The following is a 16,401-nucleotide window of genomic DNA, read 5'->3' on the forward strand; positions in this document are numbered from 1 at the left end:
CCTCCCCATTTCATGACTTGAGTGGTTGTTGAATTGATCATGTTAGATAGTTTCACTTCAATAACTCTTTAATTGACAACTGCTTTCAACAATTGTCCCCCACCACTTTCCCGACGATATTTTCTGCCGTTGATTGCTCTTTAGGTTGGAAATTCATTCAAGTTGCGGCAGAATAAGGGGTATCTTGAAATAACCACCTCTGATGCCTCTGAACGAATCAAACAAGTAATTTTATGAATGAGCCACAAAATCTGCCGGAAAACCAGAATCGGGAAGCAATCGAAGCACGCCAAGTGCAACGTTTGCAAGAACTTCTGAAAGAAGTGTCAGTCACGAATTCCTTCTGGCGCAAAAAATGGGAGTCTGCCGGAGTTGCTGTAGAATCGATTCAAAGCCTGTCTGATCTGCAGAAATTGCCGGTCACGACAAAATCGGAATTAGTGGCAGATCATCTGGCCCATCCGCCTTATGGCTCGAATTTGACGTATCCTGTAGAAAAATACACCCGCATGCACCAAACATCGGGAACAACCGGTTCTCCCATGCGCTGGCTGGATACGAAAGCAAGTTGGGACTGGTTTGGAGAATGCTGGGCACAGATTTATCGCATGGTGGGGCTCTATCCTGAAGACCGGTTGTTTTTCCCTTTCTCGTTTGGTCCGTTCGTCGGATTCTGGGCCGCCTTTGAAGGAGCCACAAGACGAGGTAATTTTTGTCTGGCAGGCGGAGGCATGGGAAGTGAAGCCCGGCTGCAGATGATTCTGGACAATCACATTACTGCCGTCTGCTGCACGCCCACTTATGCGCTCCGTCTGGCCGAAGTCGCGGAAGCAGAAAACATCAATCTCGCCGGCAGTCGTGTGCGTGCCTTAATCGTCGCCGGCGAACCGGGGGGCAACATTGCTGCCACCAAACTCCGTATCGGCCAGGCCTGGGGAGCGCGCGTATTCGATCATTGGGGCATGACCGAAATTGGCGCACTGGGCATTGAACCTCTGGAAAATCCGGGAACCTTAAACATTCTCGAAACCGAATGCATCGCCGAAATTGTGAACTCAGAAACCCTACAACCTGTTGAAAAAGGAGAACAGGGTGAGTTGATCATCACCAATCTGGGACGACTTGGTTCTCCTTTGATTCGTTATCGTACGGGTGATCTGGTTTGTGAAGATACGAGTGCGTGTCCCTCGGGGCGATCATTACTGCGATTAAAAGGCGGCATTCTGGGCCGTGCCGACGATATGGTCATCATTCGCGGCAACAACGTGTTCCCCTCCAGTCTGGAAGCGATACTTCGTACCTTCAATCAGGTGGCGGAATATCGGATTGAAGTGCGTACGATCCGTTCGATGCAGCATATGAAAATTGAACTCGAACCAATTGAGTCCCTCGCGACAGAAGAACAGCAGAAACAGATCATACACGAAGTCAGCAATGCAATTAAGGACCGCCTGAACTTCCATGCGGAAGTCTCCACGGTCGCTCCCGGCGCCTTGCCACGTTTCGAGCTCAAAGGCCGCCGTTTCTTCAAAATTGACTGATTTTGAACATCAAATAAATTTGCAGGAACTCACCAAAGAAAGGTGCTGTAATTCGAACTTTGGCTCACGTTTCAGTAAGATAAATATTCTTCCAGATTAGAATATACCGTCGCTCAATACCTTCCGGGAATACCCACCATGACTGCACGCCTGCGAAATTCTTTGATTGTTTTACTGATCTTCCTGGGAACATTCCTCACCGCAAATCAGACCTGGGCAGACTCACAAAAGAAATCGCGTCCCAATATTCTGTTTCTCTTCAGTGATGACCAGCGGGCCGATGCCCTGTCTGCTTATGACAACCCTCATATCCGAACTCCGAATCTGGACCAACTGGTCAGAACCGGTTTCAGTTTTCGGAATGCCTTTTGTATGGGCTCGATTCATGGTGCTGTCTGCCAGCCCAGCCGGGCCATGCTCAACAGTGGACGCACACTTTATCATGTTCCCATGGATCTCAAAGGCGTCATCACGCTGCCGCAATTATTGAAGCAGGCCGGTTATACCACGTTTGGAACGGGTAAATGGCACAATCAAAGTGATTCATTTCAGAAAAGTTTTACGACAGGGACCGCTGTTTTTATCGGGGGCATGTCGAACCACTTAAAAGTTCCCGTCGTTGACTTGAAGGACGGAAAATTTGAAAACAAACGGATCGGCGTCAAATTCTCGAATGAACTGTTTGTCGATGCAGCCGTTGATTTTTTGAACGAGCATCCTCAGGACGAACCCTTCTACGCCTACGTCGCTTTCACTTCACCTCACGATCCGCGAATGCCTCCGGCTGCCGCAATGAAAGTTTATGAAAACGTGCGGCCCCCTTTACCCAAAAATTTCATGTCCCAACATCCATTTAACAATGGCTGGATGACCGGCCGGGATGAAGTGTTAACAGGCTGGCCGCGACAACCGGAAATCATCCGCGAGCAACTTGCAGAATACTATGGAATGATCACCGATATGGACTCACAGATTGGCCGTATCCTGAATACACTTAAAGAAAAGGGCTTAGACGAAAACACGATCGTTATTTTCTCTTCCGATCATGGGCTCGCCCTCGGCAGTCATGGCTTGCTGGGAAAACAGAATCTGTATGAACACAGCATGAAGTCACCGCTGATTTTCAAAGGCCCCGGCATTCCTCAAAACGAATCCAGCAATGCACTGGTTTATTTGTACGACATCTTTCCGACAGTCTGCGACTTAACCCACACACAGGTTCCCGCGGGTGTCGAAGGCTCTGATCTGGCTCCGATCTGGAGAGGCAAAACCGATCGGGTCCGCGACTCTCTGTTTACAACTTATGAAAATTTAATGCGGGCAGTCCGCGATGATCGCTGGAAATTGATTCGTTATCCGCAAATCAATAAGACGCAACTATTTGATCTCAAACAAGATCCTCACGAACTGCAGGATCTCTCTCAAAATCCGGAACAGAAGGAACGCGTACAGAAGATGCTGACGCTCCTGAAGAACTGGCAGCAGAAAACGGACGATAATCAACCGCTCACATCTGATCATCCCCAGCCTGAAACCATCGATTTAACAGGCAGAAAGCGAAAACCGGATCAGCACCAACCTCGCTGGATCGTGGAAAAATACTTCGATTCTGAATGAAATTGGTTTTCGGCCCATGCTATAATCAACGCTCTCCCCGTGAGTACGTTTCCAGCCTGCGACAAATGAAGTGACTCCCCAAATAAATTCAAATAAAGATTAACACAGTCTGAGGTAACCATATGAAAGCTTTATTGGCAGCAGCCACTCTCACCCTGTTCATCGCTTCGACGACACTCGCCGGAAACTGGCCTGGCTGGCGCGGACCGACTTCTAACGGCGTCGCAGAAGGGAGCGGCTATCCCGTAGCCTGGGACAGTGCAAAAAACATTCTCTGGGAAGTGGAATTTCCCGGTGTCAGCGGTTCGACCCCCGTGATCTGGGGAGACGACCTGTTCCTGACAACGACCACAGAGGGAAAAAACCGAGCCCTCTGCTTGGATAAAAATACCGGAAAAGAAAAATGGCACGTCGATTTCGGTACCGAGCGCGCCGGTAAGCATAAAAAAGGAAGTGGCAGCAGCCCTTCCCCAGCCACCGATGACCAGTACGTCTTCACTTACTTCAAGAGTGGTGATTTAGCCTGTCTCAATAAGGAAGGCAAAATTGTCTGGCAGAAAAACCTGCAGAAAATTTATGGCGAAGATACACTCTGGTGGGACTTGGGAACGTCTCCCGTTTTGACGAAAAATCTGGTTGTCGTCGCCTGCATGCAGAGTGACAACTCTTATCTCGTCGCCTTTGATAAAGCAACGGGTAAAGAAGTCTGGAAACAGGATCGAAATCTGAATGCCCCGGAAGAAGCCAACCAGAGTTATTCCACTCCGATCGTCGTAAATCAAAATGGTAAAGAAATCATTTATGTACTCGGCGCAGACCACGTCACTGCACACGACGCCCAGTCCGGTAAAGAACTCTGGCGGGTCGGCGGATTGAACCCAACACAGCATAAATACTTTCGCTCGATCTCCTCGCCTGTTGTCAGCGATGGTTATCTCGTTGCCCCCTACGCACGCGGTAGTTCCATTACCGGGATCAAGTTAGGCGGAACCGGCGACGTTACTAAATCCAATGTTGTCTGGACGACTGAAGAAAAAGGGGAATTCTCGGATGTCCCGACACCAGCCGCCATCAACGGCCGCTTCTATATCTGTGCGGATAAAGGCGATGTGCTCTGTTTTGATGTTAAAACCGGAAAAAAAATCTGGGGCGATCATCTGCCCCGCAGCCGTCACAAGTTCAGTGCTTCACCGATCCTCGCAGACGGTCACATTTATGTCACCAGAGAAGATGGCACCACTTTTGTTCTGGAGCAAGGCGATGAATTCAAACTGGTCTCGGAAAATCCTCTCGAAGGATTTGCCTTAGCGACTCCCGTTTTCTCAGATGGAAAAGTTTATCTGAAGATGACCGACAAACTCTACTGCATTGGCAAGAAATAATCTGCCACTCTTCATCACAATCAGAGGGACAGGCCACAAACCTGTCCCTCTTTTTTCGAGTTCTTTTATGCCTAAATGAACCTTAGAAAATCAGGATGGACTCGCTCGCCTGATCCTGTCCAATCCGGGTCGGATCAATTCTGGAAATCATACTGATTTTTTTGACAGATCAGAAACACCGCATACCTGATGGAATCAACATGAAAACGGTACTTCAATTCGCACTACTCCTCAACCTGATCCTGCTCCAACAGATCAATACTTCCCCTGCAGAAGATTCGGTGAAACCCGAAACCGAACAGCAGATTCAAGATCCTTTAAGGCTGATTCTGCCTGCGACCATCTACACCGTCCCCGGAATTGAAACCAGCGTGTATTTTGACAATGTGGCGCTGGTCATTAATCCTGCCAACTATGTGTTTGACGTACACTGCAATAAAGGCCATCTGCAATCAGAACGCTGGACCTTCACCCCCGAGGAGAAGGAAGTCGGCGATTACCAATTCACATTGAATGTACTTGACCAGAACAATCAGATCATCGCCTCGCAAAAGTCGATCCTCCGCGTGGTTCCCAAGGATGCGGGTAAAGGAAAATCTCTCAGTCTGCTCATGATTGGAGACAGTTTGACGCACAATTCAATTTATCCCAAACACGTGCGGGATCTCAGCCAGAATTTTCAGGGGCCGTCTCTGAAGTTCATTGGGTCGCATAATCCTAACAACGACCCTGGCGTGCAACATGAAGGCTATGGAGGCTGGACTGCTGTTCGCTTTGCGACACATTTCACCGAAACCGCACGCACCGGAAACTACCGGGAACGAGGCAGCCCGTTTTTATATGCGGATGAAAACGGTAAACCCAAACTCGACTTTCCCCGCTACTGTAAAGAGTTCAACGAAGGGAAAGCCCCGGACCTCGTCACGATCTTCCTTGGTCCGAATGATGTCTACTCGGCCACTGACGAAACAATTGAAGAGCGAACAGATACGATGATCAATCATCTGGATCTACTGGTGAAGATGATTCATGATTATAGTCCGCAGACGAAAATCGGTTTCATGCTGCCCGTTCCCCCCGCAGCGACTCAGGACGCGTTTGGTACCTCAAACGGTCGCCAGCAAACACGTTGGCAATACAAGCGCAATCAACATCGTGTGGCAGAGCGTCTGGCTCAGCATTTCGGCGACAAACTGGAGAAACAGATTTATCTGGTACCGACGCACGTCAATCTGGATTGCGTGCACAACTATCCCGCGAAAAGTATAACCTGGAATTCTCGCACGCCGCTTGAGACAGTCCGACAAAACAACGCCGTCCACCCCTCAACTGAAGGATACCTGCAGATCGGTGACAGTCTGTTTTGCTGGATCAAGGAAGTCTCAAAATAGGACTTCCAAACCTGACACAAAGTATTTTGATTCGACTTATTGCTGATCCAGCGCCGGAAAAGGAAACATCTCCGAAGTAGTACGGCCCGTTTTCATAATCGTTTTGATACGGGCGACTACTTCCGGGTTTTGGTCGGCGACATCGTGCTGTTCGCCCGGATCAGTTTTGAGATTGTAAAGTTCAATCTTCATTTGCGGGTTTTTCTTCCGCAACAGATTCTGGCGAACCCCTTTCCAGTCTCCCATGTGCACGGCCTGTTGGCCTGTGTACGCCGGGAATTCCCAGTAAAGATATTCATGCTGTTTCTGCTGTTGCGGTTTTCCTAATAAAGTAGCCAGAAAACTGATGCCATCAATGTCACTGGGTGCTTTCGTACCTGTTATATCGGCAATGGTGGGCATCACATCCCAGAAGGCAGACAGATGATCGGTGACTTCTCCCGGTGAAATATGACTAGGCCACTGTACCACTAAAGGGACGCGAATCCCGCCTTCATACAGGCTGCCTTTAAAACCGCGCCAGGGCCCCGCGGATTCGAAAAACAGCGAATCTGTTCCCCCCAGTCGATCATAGGTCGGCCCATTATCCGACGTGAAAAAGACAATCGTATTGTTGTCCAGTTTCAATTCCTTCAGCAGCGACATGATTTGACCAATGCCTTCATCCATATGAGAGACCATGGCCGCGTAACCGGCTCGCGGATGCGGGTGCTTGATATAGCCGCGGTGTTGATAGTCTGCTTCCGGAATTTTCCCCCGATATTTAGCCAACGATTTTTCCGGAACCTGAATCGCCAGGTGCGGAATCGCGAAAGGCAGATACAGAAAGAACGGCTGATCTTGATGCGCGCGAATAAAAGCGAGTCCGTTTTCTACAAACTTATCCTGAGAATACGTCTCGCCGTAGAGCGTCCGGTCATTCCCAGACAGAATTTCTTTCTCGTGGTTGCGCCAGAGAAATTTGGAGTAATGATTGTGGGCATGCACCTGACAGTTGAATCCATAAAACAGATCAAAGCCCTGGCGATTCGGATCACCGGTTGTGCCGAAGTGTCCGAGCCCCCATTTCCCCATCGCACCGGTGGCATACTTTTTCTGCTTCAGCATTTCGGCAATGGTGACTTCCGCATCAGGAATCGGATGTTGACCGGGATATTCCCAACCTTCTTTGTCTTTCAAATGCTGCACATATTCCGGTTTACCATTATTGCGAACGTAGGCGTGGCCGGGATGTTTTCCCGTCATGAGATTGCAGCGGGAAGGGGCGCAGACAGCATTGCCTGAATAGAACTGCGTAAACCGAATCCCATTTTTTGCGATCTGGTCGATGTGCGGCGTTTGAATCCACTTCTGACCATAACATCCCAGTTCCTGATAGCCCAGATCATCGGCGATAATGAAAACAATATTCGGATCTCGCGTTTTATCAGCAGCGTACGCTGTGTCTTGCGGTAAGAGAATCAGAGCCAGAATGGAAAGAGTCAGAACGAATGTTGCTGTTCTCGATTTCACTTCAAACTGGTAAAGCACTGTCGCAGCTTGCATGATGATACCTCTAAGGAAGTATTTTCTGTGGGTTTGTTAAGTTATTCCTGTTAGTATCAGTGACGAGGTCCGCCTGGTCAAGCGAGATAAAAAAATGACAGTCATACGTTGAGCTAACTGGCGGGCAACGTCTTAATTGAATCATAGCCAGCGTGATAGATACCGATGTCCGCCACTAATGGATGAAAAGCTGGGTAATACGGACTTCGAATCGGCTTAGAGTCTACGATGCACCCCGCGTATAGCACCTATCACTACAATGCATTGGCTTTATTGGTTGACCGCGCCAATAATGGCATAAAGAGGATTCACAAGTCCGCATTCAAACCGATCCATTTCAACCATATTCGAGGAGAGATCATGACCAGATCAACACACTGCGCTCGTGTCATATCGAGCTGTGCGATGCTGTGCATTGCATCGATCGCATTCGCCCAGAATCACCCCCCCCTCATTAAAGACGGCGGGAAACAGGCAGGCGACAAACAGGATATCAGTAAGTGCCCTGTGATGGGCGGACAAAAAACTCCGTCGCAGAGGCACACCGCAGCGGGAGGTATGTCGAATGGGGACTGGTGGCCGAACCAGTTGAACCTGGATATCCTGCATCAGAATTCACTCAAGAGTAATCCGATGGGTGCGGATTTCAATTACGCCGCAGAGTTCCAGAAACTCGATCTGGCTGCAGTGAAGAAGGACATCAAAGAGTTGATGACCACCTCACAGGACTGGTGGCCCGCCGATTACGGGCACTATGGGCCGCTATTCATTCGGATGGCCTGGCACAGTGCGGGTACCTATCGTGTGGCCGACGGTCGCGGCGGTGCATCGGATGGCACACAACGCTTCGCACCACTCAACAGCTGGCCCGACAATGCAAACCTGGATAAAGCGCGGCGGTTGCTCTGGCCGATTAAACAAAAATACGGTCGAAAGATTTCCTGGGCCGACCTGATGGTCTTAACTGGTAACTGCGCCCTGGAGTCGATGGGGTTCAAGACGTTTGGATTCGCCGGTGGTCGTGAAGATGTCTGGGAGCCACAAAAAGATGTTTACTGGGGACCGGAAAGCGAGTGGCTGGGGAGCCAGCGTTACAAAGATGATAAAAAACTCGACAATCCTCTCGCCGCCACTCAGATGGGTTTGATCTATGTGAATCCGGAAGGCCCCGGCGGTAAGCCGGATCCACTCGCTGCAGCACAGGCGATTCGGGAAACGTTCGGCAACATGGCGATGAATGATGAAGAGACGGTTGCTCTGATTGCCGGCGGACACACCTTCGGAAAAGCGCATGGTGCCGCCAGCCCCAAGGGGAACGTGGGGCCTGAACCAGAGGGCGCCGGTCTTGCGGAACAAGGGCTCGGCTGGAAGAACAAATTTGGAACAGGCAATGCGGACGACACCATCACCAGCGGCCTGGAAGGCGCCTGGACCTCTACCCCAATCCAGTGGTCGAACGGTTATTTCAATAACCTGTTTGGCTATGAATGGGAACTGACGAAAAGTCCGGCGGGTGCGCAGCAGTGGACTCCGAAAGAGGACTCTGCCAAAGGAACCGTGCCTGATGCGCACGATCCCGCCAAGTCGCATGCCCCGATGATGTTCACGACCGACCTGGCATTAAAGAGGGATCCAGCCTATGCGAAGATTTCCAAACGTTTCCATGAGAATCCGGACCAGTTCGCCGCCGCCTTCGCCAAGGCGTGGTATAAACTGACCCACCGCGACATGGGGCCCGTTTCAAAATGCCTCGGTCCAGAGGTCCCAGCAGCGCAGTTGTGGCAAGATCCCGTTCCGGCTGCCGATCACAAATTGATCGATCAGCAGGATATCGCTACCCTCAAGGCGAAAATCCTGGCCGCGGATCTGTCGATTCCCCAACTGGTTTCGACCGCATGGGCGTCGGCGTCTACCTTCCGTGGCAGTGACAGCCGCGGTGGTGCCAACGGGGCCCGCATTCGTCTCGCTCCTCAGAAAGACTGGAAAGTCAACAATCCGGAAGCACTCGCAAAAGTACTGCCGAAGCTGGAGCAGATTCAATCAGAATTTAACAGCGCACAGTCCGACGGCAAAAAAGTCTCGCTGGCAGATCTGATTGTTCTGGGCGGATGTGCGGCGGTTGAGGAAGCGGCGAAAAAAGACGGGCATACAGTTCAGGTTCCTTTCGCACCAGGACGTACTGATGCATCGCAGGCGATGACCGACGTCGCGTCCTTTGCGGTGCTGGAACCGCAGGCAGACGGGTTTCGTAACTACCTGGATCACGGTACTCAATTCGACCGACCTGCGGAAGAGATGCTGGTCGATCGTGCTAACCTGCTCACGTTGACTGCACCGGAGATGGCTGTGCTCGTCGGCGGCATGCGGGTGCTCGATACGAATGTTGGAGTTCCGGGAATGGGTGTCTTCACCAAGCGACCGGAAACGTTGACCAATGACTTCTTTGTGAACCTGCTCGACATGAACACGAAGTGGCAGAAGTCTCCCATGTGCGACCACTTCTTCGAAGGGCGGGATCGCAAGACGGGCCAGGTCAAATGGACGGCCAGTTCCGTCGATCTGGTGTTCGGTTCGAACTCACAACTGCGTGCCATCGCGGAAGTGTATGCCAGCGAAGACGGACAGCAGAAGTTTGTCAATGACTTCGTGGCTGCCTGGAATAAGGTGATGAATCTCGATCGATTCGACTTGGATCCCGCTCTGCAGAAAGCGTCTAAACCACTGGTACTGCGCTGATGCTGATCATTCAGATTAGCGAGTCGACTTATCGACGGGGAGAGTCGATGAGTCGCGCTAATGGAAGGGTATGACTGAAATTGCGGCTATATGGAACAAGGTGGTGAATCTCAATCGATTCCACCTTGTTCCATCTCTGCGAAAGATATCAATTCTTCGTAGAGAAACTCGGTACGATTATTCCCGACCCCAGCGATAATCCTGCTGCTTTCTGAACCCGTTCAGTACCAGGGAACCATCTTCGAAAACATCCAGCATACTGTAGCCGTTATTCGAAAGTCCCGATCCTTCCACCATGGCAACCATCGTGCAGTAATGAATGTCTGCGATTTCCGAATAATGATTTCGATGGCTGTGCCCCTGGAAGACGGCTGCGACTTTGCCCGATTCTTCCAGCACTTGACGCACTACTGATGAATTTTTGACTGCATGAGCATCAGTATCTTCCAGATCAAGCGGCTGATGCGCAAAAACGATCGTGGGATGTGCGGTCTGTTTCAAATCGGCCTGCAACCATTGCAGTTCTGGTTCCGGAACATTGGCATCGGTCCATTTGAAATTGCGACGGCCATAAGGAGTGCCATCACTTTTGAAACAGGAATCAAGCACAACAAAATGAAAGCCGTTCTTATCAAAAGAATAATAGGAGTCTTTCTGCCCCACCCCCTGTAGAAATTCCACTTTCTTTAATTGATCAACACAATGGTTTCCCAGAACATAATGTTTGGGAAAAGGAATCGCAGAGATCGCTTTGACGATCGTCTGCAAATGAAGTTTTTCCTGATCCAGTGAGTCTCCGGAATCGATCAGGTCTCCATGAAATACCACAAATTCGGGTTCATCACTTTGAAAACGATCAATGACTTCTTTCAACTTGGTAATCGTCTCACGATAATGACGGGAGCCTGCAGGCGGTTTATCTGCATAATGGAGATCAGTCACTAAACCGATCCGTACAGCGCCTCTTTTGCGGGACTCATCGGCACGGACCGATAACAGCTTCACCGAAGGGGCAGAAAGTCCTGCCAGAAATAAGGCGCCATTTTTGAGGAAAGCACGTCTTCCCAGTGACTCGGTGGGTTGATGCATCCGGATGACCTCGATAAAAAAAGTTTCTGGTTAATATCATAAGTCCTTATTTTGACAGACTTTTATGAAGAATCAATGTCGAAAAAATGAATTCCCGGTTTCAAATAATTCTGAAAAAATGAAAATAATCTTCATTGACATATCGTAACATCACGATATTATGCATATGAGGAACTAAAATCATGAAATTAAAAGAAACTCCAGATTATAATGGGCAAGCATTGGAAGAGGCTGCAGAATGTCTCAAAGTTCTGGCGCACCCTGCCCGTATCCGAATTGTGCAATTACTCCTGCGAGGTCGTTATACCGTTGGTGAGCTGGCAGAAGATTGTGGTATTCCAAGCAACGTGGCATCAGAGCATTTAAGACTGATGCAGCGGTGCGGTTTTTTTATCAGTGAACGTGAGGGAAGAAGCGTCTACTATCAGATCGCAGAACCACATTTGAACAAATTGATGGACTGTATTGAAGGGCGTTTTTTCCAAGCCTGATATTTTTTTTAACAATATATCGTATAATTGCGATATAACGAGGTTTAAAATGGCAGAAATAAAAACAATCAAACCAGCAGAATTGGCAAAACTTCATCAGGAAACAGGCGTCGAATTAATCGATGTTCGAACTCCGGCAGAATTTCGGGAAGTGCATGCTTCCATTGCCGTTAACTTGCCTTTGGATACTTTGAACGTAGAGCAGGTAAAACAGCTGCAAAATGGGAATCTCTCAGAACCCGTGTATCTAATTTGCCAAAGCGGAAATCGTTCTACCAAGGCCTGCCAGAAGCTCATTGATGCTGGTCTTGCTCATGTGGTCAGTGTGGAAGGGGGAACTAAAGCCTGGGATCAAGCAGGGCTGCCGGTTGAGCGGGGGAAAAAGACGATCTCTCTCGAACGACAGGTACGTATTGCCGCCGGCTTTCTGGTGCTGACAGGAGCGTTACTGGGAATGTTTGTGAATCCCTGGTTCAGTGGTCTCTCGGCTTTTGTCGGAGCAGGACTCATGTTTGCCGGCATTACAGACACCTGCGGAATGGCCATGATGCTCGCCAAAATGCCCTGGAATCAGGTTTCAGGCAGTGAAAAGAAACAATGTCATGTATGAGAATGATTGATAAGGAAGCTCACTATGTTTTTTCAACGATATTATCTGGATTGTTTATCACTGGCATCTTATATGATTGCCGATGAAGAAACGCATGAAGCGGTGGTTGTCGATCCCCAGAGAGACATCGAAATCTACCTGGAAGATGCCAGAGAGCATGGATTTCAGATTAAGCATGTGATTCTGACTCACTTTCACGCCGACTTTATCGCGGGTCATATTGAATTGGAGAAAGCAGTCGGCGCTCAAATTTATCTGGGAAGCAAAGGAGAAGCCGAATTTCCTTTCCACCCACTGGCAGACGGAGACGATCTCATCCTGGGTTCGGTGAAATTATCCACTCTGGAGACTCCGGGACATACCCCTGAAGGAATTTCCATTCTGGTCTATGATCTAAATGAAAATCCGAATCAGCCGAAAATGATCCTGACCGGAGACACCCTGTTTCTGGGAGACGTCGGTCGGCCCGACCTGCTGGCTTCGATCGGCGTCACAGCGGATGAACTGGCAAGTATGCTGTATGATTCGCTGCATGAAAAAATCCTGAAACTTCCTGATGAGACGCTTGTCTATCCGGCACATGGTGCCGGCTCAATGTGTGGAAAGCAGTTAAGCAGTGAGTCGGTGACCACATTAGGGGAACAGCGAAAATACAATTATGCTCTCCAGCCAATGAGCAAACAGGCTTTTATCGAAATGGTCACTACGGATCTCCCCGCAGCTCCGCGTTACTTTGTCCACGATGCGATCATGAATCGGAAAGACAGACAAACATTAACCGAGACAATCAGTGCTTCCTGGAATGCATTTACGCTGGATGAAGTTCTAGAAATGCGCAATAGCGATACTCAGATCATCGATGTGCGGGATGCCACTGAATTTGCCGGAGCTCACCTTAAAGGAAGTATTAATATCGGACTGGATGGCCGATATGCAACATGGGCAGGAACCATGCTTGATAAGCAAGCCCCCATTTTGGTGATTGCCGAAGATGACGAACGTATTGAAGAGGCGATGATACGTCTGGGACGTATCGGCTTTGATCAGGTCAAAGGTTTTCTGAAAGACGGTTTAATGAGCTTCACAGACCGGCCTGAACTGGTTTCGCAAACAAAACGGATTTCGGCCCAGGCATTGAAGGAACTGGATGAAAAAGCCACGATTATCGACATTCGCTCCGGATCTGAATGGGAATCAGGGCATATCGTCGACAGTATTAATATTCCATTAAATGAGCTGCCGGAACGACTTACCGAAATCCCGCGCGACCAGACAGTGATCGTCCATTGCCAAGGCGGATATCGCTCGGCGATTGCCGCCAGCCTGCTCGAAAAGCAGGGATATGAAAATGTGCTTGATCTGGTTGGAGGTTATAAAGCCTGGCTCACGACGGTCGCCACCTAATTTAACGAACGATCAAAATATCGTCGCAGGTTGAATAGAAAAACCTTTGCTCGATCCACTAAAATGGGGCAAAGGTTTTTCTGTTTATCGATAGGTTTTTATCATATGGTGCTCCTGCCTGCTTCGCGACCAAAACGGTATCTCAACGCCGCAGAAGGTTATCTGATGCTCGAAATGCCAGAACAGGCGTTGCGGGAGCTTTCCCGAATCGCTTCCACTGACCGAGATTCGGAAAAATACAATCGTCTGGCAGGACAGGCACAACAACTGGCCAAGCGATACAACGAAGCCTTGGAAGCCTATCAGCACGCATATGAGAAAGATCCTGAAAACCTGACAACCCTGATGGGCATGGCCTGGTGCTATAAACGGACCGATCAGTTACCGCTGGCGATTTCCATTATGGAAGAAGCTTATCAGCACCACGCTGAAGAACCCACCGTGCTTTATAATCTATCCTGCTATTTCGCATTAGCGGGTGACAAAACGAATGCGCTTTCCTGGCTGGACCGTTCATTGCGAATGGAACCCGCATTAAAAAATTTAATTAAAGAAGAACCAGACTTCGATTCTCTGCTCGGTGACAAAGATTTTCAATTCATTATAGAATCCGCAGGAGACAAAACGTCTCAAAACACATAGCATGGTCGCTACAGCCCTTCAGATTGTCAGAGTAAACTAAAGGCAGATCGGAATTACAATTGTATTCTGGCAGTTCACGGAATCGAAAGCCACAATCATGGATATTGACCAAAGTCGACTGAAACAGCATTGCGAGTTGCTCTGCAGAACCACTCGCCCTGCAGAAAGCGCCGATCTGGAAGCGGCCCGTCAATATGTCATCCAGCAATTGGAGTCATCAGGCTGGGAAGTAGAACGACATCACTTCCAGTCACAAGATTCGATGCTGACGACTTTTTCAGGACAAAATCTGATTGCCCGTCGCCCTGGACTTACCTCTACCGGCAAACCGCGGTTTTGTATTGGCGCTCACCTTGATACGCGCCCTGAATCCCCCGGAGCAGACGATAATACGAGTGCTGTTGCCACTCTGCTGGAAATAGGAAGACTGCTTCCTCTGATTAAAGAGCCCTCCTGGAAGTGGGACATCGAACTGGTTGCGTTTGATCTGGAAGAAAACGGGATGCTGGGTGGCGCAGAACACGCCCGCCTGCATCAAGAACAACAGACCGATTTACGTGGCATGGTTTCGCTGGAAATGCTCGGTTATTGCGATCCGACACCGGGTAGCCAGGCATTACCCAGAGAATTGCTGGGAATGTATCCTGATACCGGAGATTTTATCGCCGTCGTAGGCAATCAAAACTCGACTGATTTGATTGCCGCGTTTCAGTATGGTTTGGAAAAGGTAATCGATCTGCCCGTTGAAACACTCCAGGTTCCTGAAAATGGCGAGATGCTGCAGGCCAGTCGTTTGAGTGATCACAGCCCCTTCTGGGACGCAGGTTACCCGGCATTAATGATTACCGATACCAGTTTTCTGCGTAATCCGCATTATCATCAACCAACAGATACTGTGGACACACTCGACTTTGAATTTCTCACGAAAGTGGCGCAAGGGAGCCTGGAAGCGGCAAAACAGATACTACATTGCGGATATTAAAATTCAATTTTCGTCACTATTGCATTCTGCTCGATAAGGATTAATTGACTAAACATGAATGATGCGACCCAGGAAGAAAAAAAACTTCTCAACATATCAGAGCTCACTAAACCACAACGCCGCGTGCTCGGTGTTTTGCTGGAGAAAGCATTTACGACTCCCGACCAGTATCCTCTTACATTGAAAGCGATCACAACCGGCTGCAACCAAAAAAGTAACCGGGATCCGATTACGCATTACAGTGAAGCCCAGGTTTTTGAAACACTGGAAGCGCTCCGCGAGATCGGCATTGCGGCCGTCATTCATTCTGAAGGCGGTCGCTCTGAACGCTACCGGCATTACATGCGGCATCGCTTCAATTTCACGGAACCCCAACTTGCCATTCTGACAGAACTCTGGTTGCGCGGCCGTCAAACAATGGGTGAACTGCGGGGCAGAGCCAGCCGCATGGTAGCGATTGATACGTTGGACCAGTTACGGGAGGAATTTAAGGGACTTCTTGACCAGAAATATGTACAATCGAATGGAAGTATCGAACGGCGCGGCATTGAAGTCGATCATAACTGGTATCAGGAAAGTGAAGGAAAAACTCTGGGCTTTGATTCCTCACTCGAAAATGAGCCTGTTGAAAGAGAAATCACATCGCGTGAACAGCCTGCTGTGAAAACCGCTTCCACAGAATTGAGCACGATTCGCGATTCGATTGAACAACTTCAGTCCGAGAATCAGGCATTAAAACAACAGGTGGAAACACTGACGGAATCGTTTCAACTGTTGAGCGGGCAGTTCGCAGAACTGAGACAGGAACTTGGCAGTTAATGACTGAGATCGGGACATCAATCCTGACAGAGGAACAACGATGACAAATTATAAAGCATGTTTATCAACTCAAGTTACGTTGCTTTCCCTTCAGTTCAGTACCGAAGAAATTAATCCAGGATCCGATTTTCTCAACTGCTGATCACTAAATC

13 protein-coding genes are annotated in these 16,401 nt (G+C 49.2%); 11 read left to right on the forward strand and 2 right to left on the reverse strand.

Translation table 11 applies throughout. The features are described 5' to 3' along the window. Positions 1–233 precede the first annotated feature (233 nt). The 4 genes from Q0294_RS18200 to Q0294_RS18215 all read left to right on the forward strand — a co-directional run bounded on the left by Q0294_RS18200 (position 234) and on the right by Q0294_RS18215 (position 5,931). On the forward strand, positions 234–1,541 hold the full coding sequence (locus Q0294_RS18200; protein ID WP_299468293.1) for an AMP-binding protein: 1,308 nt from the start codon (positions 234–236) through the stop codon (positions 1,539–1,541). Positions 1,542–1,679: 138 nt separating this feature from the next. Continuing rightward, a complete protein-coding gene (locus Q0294_RS18205) occupies positions 1,680–3,158 on the forward strand; it encodes a sulfatase-like hydrolase/transferase (RefSeq protein ID WP_299468295.1) in 1,479 nt (492 codons plus the stop codon). A 122-nt stretch (positions 3,159–3,280) separates the two neighbouring features. Beyond that, entirely contained in the window at positions 3,281–4,540 is a 1,260-nt protein-coding gene (locus Q0294_RS18210) for a PQQ-binding-like beta-propeller repeat protein (protein WP_299468297.1), read from the forward strand. A gap of 200 nt (positions 4,541–4,740) precedes the next feature. After that, complete coding sequence (locus Q0294_RS18215) at positions 4,741–5,931, forward strand: SGNH/GDSL hydrolase family protein (RefSeq protein WP_299468299.1); 1,191 nt, start codon at positions 4,741–4,743, stop codon at positions 5,929–5,931. 36 nt (positions 5,932–5,967) lie between these two features. Here the strand turns inward: Q0294_RS18215 and Q0294_RS18220 are convergent, their stop codons facing one another. Then, the gene (locus Q0294_RS18220) at positions 5,968–7,476 is read right to left on the reverse strand and encodes an arylsulfatase (protein ID WP_299468301.1); all 1,509 of its coding nucleotides are present in this window, start codon (positions 7,474–7,476) and stop codon (positions 5,968–5,970) included. Between the two features lie 360 nt (positions 7,477–7,836). Between Q0294_RS18220 and katG the strand changes: the two genes are divergently transcribed. Then, positions 7,837–10,212, forward strand: coding sequence for a catalase/peroxidase HPI (gene katG, locus Q0294_RS18225; protein ID WP_299468303.1), 2,376 nt, complete (start codon positions 7,837–7,839; stop codon positions 10,210–10,212). A gap of 177 nt (positions 10,213–10,389) precedes the next feature. Here the strand turns inward: katG and Q0294_RS18230 are convergent, their stop codons facing one another. Then, on the reverse strand, positions 10,390–11,301 hold the full coding sequence (locus tag Q0294_RS18230) for a metallophosphoesterase (protein ID WP_299468305.1): 912 nt from the start codon (positions 11,299–11,301) through the stop codon (positions 10,390–10,392). Between the two features lie 182 nt (positions 11,302–11,483). Here Q0294_RS18230 and Q0294_RS18235 point away from each other — a divergent pair, with 182 nt between their 5' ends. From Q0294_RS18235 to Q0294_RS18260, 6 genes are all read left to right on the forward strand, one after another. Continuing rightward, on the forward strand, positions 11,484–11,792 hold the full coding sequence (locus Q0294_RS18235; protein ID WP_299468307.1) for a metalloregulator ArsR/SmtB family transcription factor: 309 nt from the start codon (positions 11,484–11,486) through the stop codon (positions 11,790–11,792). 49 nt (positions 11,793–11,841) lie between these two features. Beyond that, on the forward strand, positions 11,842–12,402 hold the full coding sequence (locus tag Q0294_RS18240) for a rhodanese-like domain-containing protein (RefSeq protein WP_299468310.1): 561 nt from the start codon (positions 11,842–11,844) through the stop codon (positions 12,400–12,402). Positions 12,403–12,426: 24 nt separating this feature from the next. Then, on the forward strand, positions 12,427–13,806 hold the full coding sequence (locus tag Q0294_RS18245) for an MBL fold metallo-hydrolase (RefSeq protein ID WP_299468312.1): 1,380 nt from the start codon (positions 12,427–12,429) through the stop codon (positions 13,804–13,806). 105 nt (positions 13,807–13,911) lie between these two features. Further along, complete coding sequence (locus tag Q0294_RS18250) at positions 13,912–14,448, forward strand: tetratricopeptide repeat protein (RefSeq protein ID WP_299468314.1); 537 nt, start codon at positions 13,912–13,914, stop codon at positions 14,446–14,448. Positions 14,449–14,545: 97 nt separating this feature from the next. Next, the gene (locus Q0294_RS18255; RefSeq protein ID WP_299468316.1) at positions 14,546–15,430 is read left to right on the forward strand and encodes a M28 family peptidase; all 885 of its coding nucleotides are present in this window, start codon (positions 14,546–14,548) and stop codon (positions 15,428–15,430) included. Positions 15,431–15,484: 54 nt separating this feature from the next. Beyond that, positions 15,485–16,249, forward strand: a complete 765-nt coding sequence (locus Q0294_RS18260) for a DUF480 domain-containing protein (RefSeq protein WP_299468318.1) — start codon at positions 15,485–15,487, stop codon at positions 16,247–16,249. Positions 16,250–16,401: the final 152 nt, after the last annotated feature.

This window comes from uncultured Gimesia sp. (genome assembly GCF_937919775.1).
Classification (GTDB): domain Bacteria; phylum Planctomycetota; class Planctomycetia; order Planctomycetales; family Planctomycetaceae; genus Gimesia.

What these genes read in the sequence shown, in the direction of transcription:
- Q0294_RS18235 (WP_299468307.1), top strand. Translation starts at nt 11,484, where the DNA reads ATGAAATTAAAAGAAACTCCAGATTATAATGGGCAAGCATTGGAAGAG.
- Q0294_RS18220 (WP_299468301.1), bottom strand. Translation starts at nt 7,476, where the DNA reads ATGCAAGCTGCGACAGTGCTTTACCAGTTTGAAGTGAAATCGAGAACA.
- Q0294_RS18260 (WP_299468318.1), top strand. Translation starts at nt 15,485, where the DNA reads ATGAATGATGCGACCCAGGAAGAAAAAAAACTTCTCAACATATCAGAG.
- Q0294_RS18240 (WP_299468310.1), top strand. Translation starts at nt 11,842, where the DNA reads ATGGCAGAAATAAAAACAATCAAACCAGCAGAATTGGCAAAACTTCAT.
- Q0294_RS18215 (WP_299468299.1), top strand. Translation starts at nt 4,741, where the DNA reads ATGAAAACGGTACTTCAATTCGCACTACTCCTCAACCTGATCCTGCTC.
- katG (WP_299468303.1), top strand. Translation starts at nt 7,837, where the DNA reads ATGACCAGATCAACACACTGCGCTCGTGTCATATCGAGCTGTGCGATG.
- Q0294_RS18205 (WP_299468295.1), top strand. Translation starts at nt 1,680, where the DNA reads ATGACTGCACGCCTGCGAAATTCTTTGATTGTTTTACTGATCTTCCTG.
- Q0294_RS18250 (WP_299468314.1), top strand. Translation starts at nt 13,912, where the DNA reads ATGGTGCTCCTGCCTGCTTCGCGACCAAAACGGTATCTCAACGCCGCA.
- Q0294_RS18255 (WP_299468316.1), top strand. Translation starts at nt 14,546, where the DNA reads ATGGATATTGACCAAAGTCGACTGAAACAGCATTGCGAGTTGCTCTGC.
- Q0294_RS18230 (WP_299468305.1), bottom strand. Translation starts at nt 11,301, where the DNA reads ATGCATCAACCCACCGAGTCACTGGGAAGACGTGCTTTCCTCAAAAAT.
- Q0294_RS18200 (WP_299468293.1), top strand. Translation starts at nt 234, where the DNA reads ATGAATGAGCCACAAAATCTGCCGGAAAACCAGAATCGGGAAGCAATC.
- Q0294_RS18245 (WP_299468312.1), top strand. Translation starts at nt 12,427, where the DNA reads ATGTTTTTTCAACGATATTATCTGGATTGTTTATCACTGGCATCTTAT.
- Q0294_RS18210 (WP_299468297.1), top strand. Translation starts at nt 3,281, where the DNA reads ATGAAAGCTTTATTGGCAGCAGCCACTCTCACCCTGTTCATCGCTTCG.